The organism is Streptomyces sp. NPDC001070 (assembly GCF_053598835.1).
The window spans coordinates 108316-119730 of sequence record NZ_JBSFLB010000030.1; the positions used below are offsets into that span (position 1 = coordinate 108316).

Annotated in this window: 10 protein-coding genes; 5 read left to right on the forward strand and 5 right to left on the reverse strand. The window is 72.0% G+C overall.

Annotation, left to right across the window (positions count from 1 at the left end; genetic code table 11):
• Nucleotides 1-271 precede the first annotated feature (271 nt).
• Entirely contained in the window at nt 272-1021 is a 750-nt protein-coding gene (locus ACWDAS_RS31645) for a class I SAM-dependent methyltransferase (RefSeq protein ID WP_450397838.1), read from the reverse strand.
• Between the two features lie 90 nt (nt 1022-1111).
• Between ACWDAS_RS31645 and ACWDAS_RS31650 the strand changes: the two genes are divergently transcribed.
• From ACWDAS_RS31650 to ACWDAS_RS31660, 3 genes are all read left to right on the forward strand, one after another.
• Nucleotides 1112-1576 (forward strand): SAM-dependent methyltransferase, encoded by a 465-nt coding sequence (locus ACWDAS_RS31650; protein WP_450397839.1) that lies wholly within the window; start codon nt 1112-1114, stop codon nt 1574-1576.
• Nucleotides 1577-1744: 168 nt separating this feature from the next.
• Nucleotides 1745-5014, forward strand: coding sequence for a carbohydrate binding domain-containing protein (locus tag ACWDAS_RS31655; RefSeq protein WP_450397841.1), 3270 nt, complete (start codon nt 1745-1747; stop codon nt 5012-5014).
• A 123-nt stretch (nt 5015-5137) separates the two neighbouring features.
• Nucleotides 5138-6019 carry a peptidoglycan recognition protein family protein gene (locus ACWDAS_RS31660; protein ID WP_450397843.1) on the forward strand — a complete coding sequence of 294 codons (882 nt, stop codon included), beginning with the start codon at nt 5138-5140 and terminating at the stop codon, nt 6017-6019.
• A gap of 49 nt (nt 6020-6068) precedes the next feature.
• On the opposite strand, the gene ACWDAS_RS31665 is transcribed toward ACWDAS_RS31660, so the two are convergent.
• Both ACWDAS_RS31665 and ACWDAS_RS31670 read right to left on the reverse strand, forming a co-directional pair.
• Complete coding sequence (locus tag ACWDAS_RS31665; protein ID WP_450397845.1) at nt 6069-7112, reverse strand: PP2C family protein-serine/threonine phosphatase; 1044 nt, start codon at nt 7110-7112, stop codon at nt 6069-6071.
• A gap of 54 nt (nt 7113-7166) precedes the next feature.
• Nucleotides 7167-8168, reverse strand: coding sequence for an isopenicillin N synthase family dioxygenase (locus tag ACWDAS_RS31670; protein ID WP_450397847.1), 1002 nt, complete (start codon nt 8166-8168; stop codon nt 7167-7169).
• Nucleotides 8169-8518: 350 nt separating this feature from the next.
• On the opposite strand from ACWDAS_RS31670, the gene ACWDAS_RS31675 reads away from it, so the two are divergent.
• Nucleotides 8519-9892: a tannase/feruloyl esterase family alpha/beta hydrolase gene (locus tag ACWDAS_RS31675; protein WP_450397849.1), complete on the forward strand. Its 1374-nt coding sequence runs from the start codon at nt 8519-8521 to the stop codon at nt 9890-9892.
• A gap of 2 nt (nt 9893-9894) precedes the next feature.
• On the opposite strand, the gene ACWDAS_RS31680 is transcribed toward ACWDAS_RS31675, so the two are convergent.
• Nucleotides 9895-10437: an MOSC domain-containing protein gene (locus tag ACWDAS_RS31680; RefSeq protein ID WP_450397851.1), complete on the reverse strand. Its 543-nt coding sequence runs from the start codon at nt 10435-10437 to the stop codon at nt 9895-9897.
• A gap of 101 nt (nt 10438-10538) precedes the next feature.
• On the opposite strand from ACWDAS_RS31680, the gene ACWDAS_RS31685 reads away from it, so the two are divergent.
• The gene (locus ACWDAS_RS31685) at nt 10539-11039 is read left to right on the forward strand and encodes a VOC family protein (RefSeq protein ID WP_450397852.1); all 501 of its coding nucleotides are present in this window, start codon (nt 10539-10541) and stop codon (nt 11037-11039) included.
• 24 nt (nt 11040-11063) lie between these two features.
• On the opposite strand, the gene ACWDAS_RS31690 is transcribed toward ACWDAS_RS31685, so the two are convergent.
• A complete protein-coding gene (locus ACWDAS_RS31690) occupies nt 11064-11246 on the reverse strand; it encodes a hypothetical protein (protein WP_450397854.1) in 183 nt (60 codons plus the stop codon).
• Between the last annotated feature and the right edge of the window lie 169 nt (nt 11247-11415).

Genomic DNA, 11415 nt, shown 5'->3' on the forward strand with positions numbered 1-11415 from the left:
CCGGTCGTCGGGGCCGCCGGAGGCGAGGGCGGCGCGCGCGGCACGGTATCCGTCGTCGTCGAGGGAGCGGGCGTGCTCGGCGATGGCCCGCGTCCGGGCCGGGAACGGGAGGTGGTCGAAGCTGGTGAACAGGGTGCCGACTTCTCTTCGGGAGTTCTCCTGTGCCGCGGCCGTGGGCTCCCCCGGTCGCGGGGCCGCCCGTGCCGGGTGGCGCAGAGGTGATGGTCCCCGCGGGGGCCTTCGCCCGCAAGCGAATTACGCTCCGGCCTCTTCAGGGCCGCGGGCCGCGGGTCGCGGAGACCGTCAGCCGCACGTAGTCCACGACGGGCTCCGGCAGGCGTTCGGCCACCGCCCGGACGAAGGCATCGTGCTCCTCCCCGGGCAGGCGCTCGAGTTGCCCGCCGAGGACGACGACGGCCAGGTAGGAGAGCAGTTGCCCGCCCGGCTGGAGGCGGGCCGGGTCGGGCACGAGGTCGACCTCGACGTCGGTGAACCCCACGTCGCGCAGGTGCTGTTCGGTCTCCTCGACGCCCGCGAAGTTCCAGACGGCGGGCTGCGGGCCGAGTACGTCGTCGACGGCCGCGGAGACTGCGGCGATGTTGCCCAGCCCTCCGCATTCGGCGACGAGGCGCCCGCCGGGGCGCAGGACGCGGGCGACGCCGCGGAAGAGCGCCGCGTGGTCGAGGATCCAGTGGAAGGTGGCGACGCTGGTCACGGCGTCCACCTCACCGGTCACGGGCAGCGGTCCGGTGATGTCGGCGTGCACGACCTCGACCCTGTCCAGGCGCCCGGCGAGCCGCCGGCGGAGTTGCTCCAGCATGCGCAGCGAGCCGTCGACGGCGACGACGCGGCCGTGCGGGACAAGCGCGAGCAGCGCCTCGGTGTCGCGCCCGGTACCGCAGCCCAGATCGAGCACGCGCTCGTCGCCGCGCGGTGCGAGGCGGCCCAGGGTCCGGCGGCCCCAGTGCGCATGGGGCAACGGCAGGCTGTCGTACGTGGTGGCGTCCCATTCCCTCGTCATGCCCCGCACGCTAGCCACACTGTCCACAAAGTGATACCCATATCTCACATAGTGGCCAGAGGAACACGCCGGCAAGCGGAGGGAACGCACATGGCTGAGATCGAGACACGGCCGATCGGATGGGTGACCGGTGGCCGTGGGCCGGTGGAGGACGACGACTGGGGCGGGGTCGAGGCGGTGATCCGCCTGGACGCCGAGCGGTTCGGGCCGGAGGCCCTGTACGGCCTCGACACCTTCTCCCACCTGGAGGTCGTCTTCCACTTCGACCGGGTTCCCGAGGAGCGGATCGAGACCGGGGCCCGCCATCCGCGCGGCAACACGGAGTGGCCGCTGATCGGCATCTTCGCCCAGCGCGGCAAGAACCGGCCCAATCGCCTGGGGGTGTCACGCTGCAAGATCTTGCGGGTCGAGGGCCGGGACGTCCATGTCGCGGGGCTCGACGCGGTCGACGGCACGCCGGTGCTCGACATCAAGCCGTGGATGGCCGAGTTCGGGCCGCGTGACACGGCGTTCCAGCCCGCCTGGGCCACCGAGTTGATGCGCGACTACTACTGAGCGTCGACGCGCGGGACCCCTTTACCACCCTGTCATGGCCCAGTAATCTCATGAAGCTTCTTGCAGCAACTTGCAGGAAACATAGGGCTGTTCCTTTCGTGGCGCGCGGGAGGGCCCGCCTCACCCGCACCGGCCGCCGCCCCGGTGGCCCTGCCCGAGGAGCCCCGTATGACCCGACCCGCGCGCCCTGGACGCCACCAGGCGCTGCGCAACGTGCTGTTGCTCGTCGGCGGCCTGCTGCTCGGCCTGCTGCCGACGGGCCCGTCCTTCGCCGCCGCCTCGGCGACGGTGTACTACCGTCCCGCCTCCGGCTGGACCACCGTCAACCTCCACTACGCGCCCACCGGCGGCACCTGGACCACCGCGCCGGGCGTCGCGATGGACGCGGCCTGCTCCGGCTGGTACAGCAGGACCGTCGACCTGGGCAGCGCCACGGGGCTCTCCGCCACCTTCACCAACGGCGGCGGCACCTGGGACAACAACGGCGGCACCAACTACCAACTGGGCACGGGCACCAGCGCCGTCTCCTCCGGCACGGTGACCACGGTGAACCCCTGCGCGGGCGCCACACCGACCAGCGCCACGGTGTACTACGCGACCGCCAACCGGAACTGGTCCGCGTACTACCTCCACTGGGCCCCTTCCGGCGGCTCCTGGACCACCCCGCCCGGTACGCGGATGGCCGCGGCCTGCACCGGCTGGGTCAAGCTGACCGTGGACCTGGGCACCGCGACCGCCTGGCAGGCCACCTTCACCAACGGCGGCGGCACCTGGGACAACAACGGCGGCGCCAACTACCAACTGGGCACGGGCACCATCACCGTCAAGGACGGAGTGGTCGCCCACAGCGACCCGTGCACCGGCACCGAGGAGCCGGCCGGTCACGGCGCGACCGTGTACTACGCGACGGACACCGTCGGCTGGACGACCTACAACCTGCACTGGGCACCGGCCGGGGGCGCCTGGACGACCGTGCCCGGCGTCGCCATGGACGCGGCCTGCACCGGTTGGGTGCGCAGGACCGTCGACCTCGGCAGCGCCACCGCCTGGCAGGCCACCTTCAACAACGGCAACGGCACCTGGGACAACGACAACGGAGCCAACTACCGGCTCACCGAGGGCGTCAGCACGGTCAGGAACAGGGTCGTCACCCCGGACGCCGACGACCCCTGCGCCGGGACGGAGCCCGACACGACCGCGCCCACCGCCCCCACCGGCGTCACCGCCGGGGCCACCGGCACGTCGGTCGTGGTGAGCTGGACCGCCGCCACCGACGACACAGCCGTCACCGGCTACGAGGTCACCCGCACCGGCGGCACCAAGGGCACGTCGATCTCCCACGTCACCTCCACCGTGACGACCCAGACCGGGCTGGAGGAGCACACCGCCTACACCTACACCGTCAAGGCGCTCGACGCGGCGGGCAATGTGTCGGCCGCCTCCTCCCCCGCGGGCGTCACCACAGGGGAGGCGCCGCGGACCACCCCCGGCGAGCCGCTGGGCGGCGACCCGCGCAAGGACCCGATCTACTTCGTCCTCACCGCCCGCTTCTACGACGGCGACAGCGCCAACAACCGCGGCGGCAGCCAGCACGTGAAGTCGGGCAACGCCGCCGGCGGCGACCCCATGTTCCGCGGGGACTTCAAGGGGCTGGTCGACAAGCTCGACTACGTCAAGGGCCTCGGCTTCTCCGCGATCTGGATCACGCCCGTCGTCCTCAACCGCTCGGACTACGACTACCACGGCTATCACGGCTACGACTTCTACCGGGTCGACCCCCGCCTGGAGTCGGCCGGCGCCTCCTACCAGGACCTGATCAACGCCGCCCACGCCAAGGGCATCAAGATCTACCAGGACGTCGTCTACAACCACAGTTCCCGCTGGGGCGCCAAGGGCCTGTTCACACCGACCGTCTACGGCGTGCGCGACGCCCAGTGGAGCTGGTACTACGACCAGAAGCAGGTCGGCTTCGAATACGACGGCCTCACCGTCGAGCCGGTCTCCGGCAAGTCGTACTACAACGGCGACCTGTGGTCGACCGCCGAGCCCAGCGGCAACACCTGCGTCAACTGGGGCGTCCCGACGGGCGGGAAGAGCGCCGAGGGCTACACCCTCTACAACTGCCAGTGGCCGAGCCCGACCTCCGGCATGTTCCCCTCGAAGTTCTACCACCAGTGCTGGATCGGCAACTGGGAGGGCGAGGACTCCCGCTCCTGCTGGCTCCACGAGGACCTGGCGGACTTCAACACCGAGAACGCGCAGGTGCAGAACTACCTGATCGGCGCCTACGACAAGTACATCGGCATGGGCGTGGACGGCTTCCGCATCGACACCGCCGTGCACATCCCCCGTGTCACCTGGAACCGCCGTTTCCTCCCAGCCATGTACGACGAGGTGACGGCGAGGTTCGGCGCGGACAAGGCGAAGGACTTCTTCGTCTTCGGCGAGGTCGCCGCCTTCGTCAACGACAAGTGGAACCGCGGCTCGGTCAACCACTCCGCGCAGTTCTACACGTGGAAGGAGCGCAGGACCTACAGCGACGACGACGCCACCGCCGCGCTGGAGCAGTACACCTACGAGGAGCAGCTCGGCACGGCCGACCAGCCGACGTCCGCGAACGCCCTCCTGGACGGCAACAGCTACCACACCCCGGACCACAGCCGGTTCTCCGGGATGAACGTCATCGACATGCGCATGCACATGAACTTCGGCTACGCGTCCAACGCCTTCAACAACGGCAAGGACTCCGACGACAGCACCAACGACGCCACGTACAACGTCGTCTACGTCGACAGCCACGACTACGGCCCCAACAAGTCGTCCTTCCGCTACGCCGAGGGCACCGACGCCTGGGCCGAGAACATGTCGCTGATGTGGACCTTCCGCGGGATCCCGACGCTGTACTACGGATCGGAGATCGAGTTCCAGAAGGGCAAGCAGATCGACTGCGGCCCCACCTGCCCGCTGGCGACCACCGGCCGCGCCTACTACGGGGCGAACCTGGAGGGCACCGTCACCGCCTCCGGTTTCGGCACCGTGGGCGCCGCGTCCGGGCCGGTGGCCACCACGCTGGCGCAGCCGCTGGTCAAGCACGTGCAGCGGCTCAACCAGATCCGGCGGGCGATCCCCGCGCTGCAGATGGGCCAGTACTCCACCGCCGGGGTCACCGGCGACATGGCCTTCAAGCGGCGCTACACCGACGGCGCCACCGGCGTGGACAGCTTCGTGCTGGTCGCGGTGAGCGGCGGCGCCACCTTCACCGGGATACCCGACGGTACGTACAAGGACGCGGTGACCGGTGCGGTGAGGACGGTGACCGGCGGAAGCCTGTCGGTCGACGCGCCCGGCAAGGGCAATCTGCGGGTGTACGTGCTCGACCTGGGCGGGAGCAACGCCGCGCCGGGCAAGGTCGGCTCGGACGGGCCGTATCTGAGGTAGCGCTCCCGCGGACGTGGGGAGGGGCGCGGCGAGGGGCCGCGGGGAGGGCATCCGGGTGAGCCCGACGCACCGCTCGGCGTGTCCTCCCCACACGATCCAGTCATATGAGCTGATGTTCATTTCATGGGTTCACACCGTGCGGCCAAGCACGCGCGCCGCGCGGCCAGGCGTCCGCGCCGTGTGACGGGCGTCTGGGCGACGGCCGCCGGGACAGCCTGCCTCGTCGCCGTGGCCGCACTGGGTGTGCACGGCGCGATCGTCCACAGCGACCCGCCCTCCGTCCACGCCCGCCCGGCACCCAGCCCCCAGCTCATGCCCTTCCCGGACCTCGCGGCCCGGGCCAGGTTGCAGCGCGTCCCCCTCTACCCGGCCCACCAGCCCGCCATCGTCTCCCGCAAGAGCTGGGGGGCCGACGAGTCCCTGCGCACCGAGCCCCCGCACTACGGGCACACCGTCAAGGCGGTGTTCCTGCACCACACCGACAGCGGCAACGACTACAAGTGCAAGGACGTGCCGCGCATCATCCGCGACATCTACTCCGGTCACATCCAGAGCCGCCACTGGGACGACGTCGCCTACAACTTCTTCGTCGACAAGTGCGGCACGATCTACGAGGGCCGCGCCGGCGGCACGAGCCGCCCCGTCACCGGGGCGCACGCGGTCGGCTTCAACCGCGACACGATGGGCATCGCCGCGATCGGCACCTACGACGCCAAGGGCAGTGTGCCCAAGGTGATGCTGGAGGCGATCGCGCGGATCGCCGCCTGGAAGCTCGGGCTGTCCGGCATCGATCCCCGGGGCGAGGTCACCTTGGTGTCCACCAACAGCAAGAGCCGCTTCAAGAAGGGCAAGCGCGCGGTCTTCCACGTCATCGCGGGCCACCGTGACGCCTACATGACCGACTGCCCGGGCAAGGAGCTCTACGCCAAGCTGCCGGAGATCCGTGCCGAGGCCGCCGGGCTGCAGGGCCGCCCCGGGCTGAACACCGCCAAGGGCAAGGGCTGACCTGCTCCGCGGGGCTCAGCGGGGTGCGAGCGCCAGGAGGGCGACGTCGTCACCCACCGCGCCCGCGTAGGCGGTGCAGATCCTCCCAGACGGCGTCCACGATCGCGTCCGGGGTGGCGTCGGTGCCCCCGGCCAGCCGGGCGGCGAGCCGGTCGTGGAGCGGATAGAAGGTGCCCGAGGCGTCGCGCGCCTCGGTGACGCCGTCGGTGTACGCGAGGATCACGTCCCCCGGCAGCAGGGTGACCACCGACGGGACGGGCGGTGACTGGCCGGGCAGGCCCGCGCCGAGCGGCGGGGCGGGATCGCAGTACAACTCCAGCACCTCGCGGCCGCGCAGCAGCAGCGCGGGAGGGTGTCCCTGGCAGACCAGGCGCACCCGCGACCCGCCGTCGGGGAACTCCAGCAGCAGCGCGGTCGCGAACAGCTCGCGGTCCCCGGCCGCGTCCAGGGAGATCCGCCGCTCCAGGCACTCCGCCACCCCGCGCAGCTCGCGCTGGTCGAGCACGGCCTCGCGGAAGGCACCGAGCAGCGCCGCGACCGTGCCGACCGCGGCGAGACCGTGTCCCTGGACGTCGGCGACCAGGGCCCGCACGCCGAAGGGCCCGGGCCTTACGTCGTAGAGGTCACCGCCCACCAGGGTGCCCCGCTGCGCGGCCCGGTACAGCGCGGCGCACCGCACCTCCCCGACCTCGGCGGGCACCGGGGCGAGCACGGCGAGCTGCGCCGCCTCGGCCACTGACCGGGCCAGCACGAGCCGGCCGCGGAAACGCTGCTGCACGGCGGCGATGACCACACTCAGGACGCCGATGAGGACCACGGCCCCCAGCTCGGCGCCGACCAGGGTGCCCGAGCCGACGACCGGGAGATCCATGACGACCACGACGGCGGCGGCGAGCACCGCGGTGCCCGGCACTCCGTAGGTGAGCGCGGCCAGCGGCGCCACCGCCGCGTAGTAGGCGCCCAGCTCCACGTCGCCGGGAGTGACGCCCTGGGCCAGGATCAGCGCGGCGAGCAGGACGACGGGGAGCAGCCGCAGCCAGCGCGGCGGTGTGCCGATCCGCAGTGTGCCGTCCTCGGCGGGACCCGTGCCCATGCAGGCACCGTAACCGCGGGCGCCGCGGGCCGCGCGTCTCAGCCGGTGCGGGCGCTACGCCCCGACGAGCTCCGGGTGGTACTTGCGGGCGACCTCGGGGTGGGCGCGCAGCCAGCCCTTGAGCTCGTTGCGGCCGTACTCGGCGAAGAGCGGGTTGGCCGGATCCCGGGTGGCGCCGGGCGCGCGGTGGGCGTGCTCGAAGGCGAGCGGCGCGACACGCGCGTCGAGCCGGGGGTTGTAGAAGAAGGGCACCGAGTAGCGCTCGCGGGCGCCGGGCGGGCTGACCACCCGGTGGTTGGTGGCCTTGAGGTAGCCGTCGGTCGCGACCTCCAGCAGTTCCCCCAGGTTGACGACGAAGGCGCCGGGCAGCGGGGGCACGTCGTGGAAGCGGCCGTCGGAGCGCTCCACCTGCAGGCCGCCGACCTCGTCCTGGAGCAGCAGGGTGAGGAAGCCGTAGTCCTTGTGCGCGCCGACACCCTGGTTGCCGCCGGTGGGAGCGGTGCCGGGGTAGCGCACGAGCTTCAGGTGCAGGTGCGGCTCATCGGCGAAGGCGTCGTCGTAGAAGTCCTCGGGGGCGCCGATGGAGGCCAGCAGCTCGTGGAGCAGCCGGTGGGCGACTCGGCTGAGCCGGTCGATCCAGGCCAGGGAGAGTTCGCGCAGCTCGGGCAGGGCGGCGGGCCACTGGTTGGGGCCCTCGAGCCACCAGTACGCGGGCTCGTCGCCGGCCGGGATGTGCTGCGGGCGCTCGGCTCCGATGTCGAGCTGGTCGCGCCAGTCCCGGCTGCCGCCGGTGCGCTCGTCGCCGGTGCGGGTGTAGCCGCGGAAGTGAGGGGAGTTCAGATTGCCGATGGCGAGCCGGTCTGCCTCGGGGAGGGCGAAGAACGCGCGGATGGCCCGCATCAGCGCGGCGGTCTCCCCGGCGGTCACACCGTGGCCGGTGAGCTGGAAGAAGCCGACCTCGTGGGCGGCGGCGTGCAGCTCACGGTGGAGGCGGGCACGGGCCTCGGGGCCGCGGTCGGCGGCGGACAGGTCGATCACGGGGAGCTGGAGCGTCATGGTGTCTTTTCCGCAGGCTGGGGACCCGGCACGCCGGCGGTGACCGGACGCTCCGCGACGCCGTCCTGGTGGGGGGCGGCCCGGGGCCGAGTGAAGGGTGAGGGGGTGGGGTGAGGATCAGCCGCTGCGGCGACAGGACATGCTCGTGACGCGGACGAAGTCCACATGACGGCGGCGCACGAGCAAGAGCATGGGCCAAGGGTACTGCGCGGCGTCACCATCGGTGGTGACGCATGTCACGCGGCCCCATGAGCGGGCCGGTACGGGCGTGGGGCGACGCCATGGCCGGGCCGGGGACGGACGGCCACGATGTGGCGGCAGCCATCCCCGACCCGCAATGGAGGCTCCCCATGCGCCCCTGGAGAGGCGTCCCCCTGCTCACCGCCGCCGTGCTCGCGCTCGGCGCCGCCGCGGTCCCCGCCGGGGCTGAGACGCCCGCGGGTACGGCCGGGCACTGCGCCCGGCTGGACCGGGTCACCGTGCCCGGCGCCGAGCACCAGCAGAAGGCCTGCCTGCCCGACATGACGACCACGGCTCTGGCGGGCACCGCGTACACCGACACCGCCGACCAGGCGGGCCTGTCCGCGGCGGGCACCAACCGCCCCTCCGGCGTGCCGGGCGTCCAGGTCGACGGCTACTTCCCGGACACATCGGGCTTCAACACCACGCACGGCTGGCGGCACGACGCCCAGTTCGTGCTGCGGCTGCCCGACCACTGGAACGGGGGCCTGATCGTCACGGGCGCGCCCGGCACCCGCAAGCAGTACTCGCTCGACGTGCTGATCTCCGACTGGGCGATCGCGCGGGGCTACGCCTTCGCCTCCACCGACAAGGGCAACAGCGGGCCCGACTTCTACACCGACGGCGGCCGCCCCGGGGACGCGATGGCCGAGTGGAACCGGCGCACGACCCAGCTCACGGTGGCCGCGAAGGCGGCGGTGGCCTCGCGGTACGGCCGCACGCCGCACCGTACGTACATGACCGGGATCTCCAACGGGGGCTATCTCACCCGCTGGCAGCTGGAGCACCACCCGGCCCTCTACGACGGCGGCGTGGACTGGGAGGGCACGCTCTGGACGGCGGACGGCCCCAATCTGCTGACCTCCCTGCCGGTCACGGTGGCCCGCGCCCAGGGCCGGGCGACCGACGACGATCTGCTGGCGGCGGGATTCGCGCCGGGCTCGGAGTTCCTGTGGGCCTACCACCAGCAGGCGTACTGGGGCCTGACGCAGAAGGTGTACCGGGCCGAGTTCGATCCCTCCTACGACCCGGCCTGCCCGGGCGCGAGCGCGGGCGCGACGGTTCCGGAGATCCTGGCGCCCTGCGCCTCGGACGCGGACTACGACTACGCCGCGCGCCCGGCCTCCGTGCACCGCGCCGTCGGCCGGGTGTCGCTCACCGGCAGGATCGGCAAGCCGATGATCACCCTGCACGGAACGCTGGACACGCTGCTGCCGATCGCGACCGACTCGGACGTCTACGCGCGCATGATCGACTCGGCCGGGCGGGGCGGGCTGCACCGCTACTACACGATCGAGGGGGGCAACCACGTGGACGGCCTGTACGACACGTATCCGGACCGGCTGCGCCCGATGCTGCCGTGCTACCGGGCCGCGTTCGACGTGCTGACGTCCTGGGTGGAGCAGGGACGGACACCGCCCGCCGACCGCACGGTGCCACGACCGGCCGGCGGGGACGTGGTCAACTCCTGCGCGCTGTCCTGAGCTCAGACCCGCTCGAGCGGACGGTGCGGCCCTTCGGGGAGCTCGACGGTGATCCGGTCGCCGGGCCGCACCTCTCCGCCGGCCAGGACGACGCCCATGATCCCGCCCCTGCGGACGATCGCGCCGTGCTCGTCACGGCCGACGACCTGCTTGAGCAGGCCCTCCTGGAACCCGTCGATCTGAAGGCAGGGGTTGCGCAGCCCGGTCACCTCGACGACGGCCTCGGCGCCGAGCCGCAGCCGCGTCCCGGTGGGAAGGCCGAGCAGGTCGATGCCGCGCGTGGTGACGTTCTCGCCGAGTTCGCCCGGCGCGACCTCGAAGCCGGCCGTGCGCAGCTCGTCGTGGAGTTCGCCGTGGATGAGGTGGACCTGGCGCAGGTTGGGCTGCGTCGGGTCCTGGGCCACGCGCGAACGGTGCTGGACCGTCACCCCGAGGTGGGCGTCACCCTCGACACCGAGCCCGGTCAGCAGCCGGATGCTCTGGCGGACGGGCTTGCTGAAGTGGTGCCCCTCGTCGCGGCTGACGGCGGTGACGGTCGCGGTCATGGTGCCTCTGCTCCCCTCGGTCGACGGGCGTCGGCCCTCGTGCGGTCAGCATATCGAGCTGGTTCATTGAAGTTTCAATGATGGCCCCGTAGGATCGTCCCATGCCTGTTCGCCGTCTGAACCACGCCGTGCTCTACATCCGCGACGTCGCCCGGTCCGTCGAGTTCTACACCGCCGTGTTCGGCTTCAAGGTCGACGTGGAGATACCCGGCCGCGCCGCCTTTTTGAGCGCCGAGGACACCCTCAACGACCACGACCTCGGCCTGTTCGCCATCGGCGCGGACGCGCCGGGACCCGAGCAGGGCCGCGTCGGGCTCTACCACCTGGCGTGGGAGGTCGGCACACTCGGCGAACTGGCCGACACGGCCCGGGTCCTCACCGAACGGGGCGCGCTGGTCGGCTCCAGCGACCACGTCGTGTCGAAGTCCCTGTACGCCAAGGACCCCGACGGCAACGAGTTCGAGATCATGTGGCGCGTCCCCCGCGAGGACTGGCCCACGACCCAGGAGCTCACCGGCCCGCTCCCGCTCGACCTGGAGGCCGCACTCGACCGCTGGGGCCCGGACCTCAGGACGGGTGCCGCCGCGGGCTCCGTGACCTGAGCGTCGGCCGGGCCCAGGGCGTCATCACCTGCCGATCTGACGCCGGTTGACCCTGCGGAGCCTGCGGCGCTGGGAGGGGTCGAGGGTGAGGTAGGCGGCCACGGGGACGCCCACGATGACCAGCAGGGCCAGCCATGCCGGCAGGATCCACAGCAGGATCAGACCGACAGCCACGCCGCCAACGGCGACCTTCGCGCGATTGGACATCTTCCCGCCTCCGTCTGCGGCACATGCCGCGCTCACTCCGGTAAACGCGGCATCCGGCGCGGCGGTTCCCCCGTGCGATCCCGGCCGTCGTGGTCCGCGTGCGGGTGTGCAGAGCGCCCGTCACGCCGTCGGTCACCCCGAAGCGCTCACGCGCCGTCTCCGCGTCGCG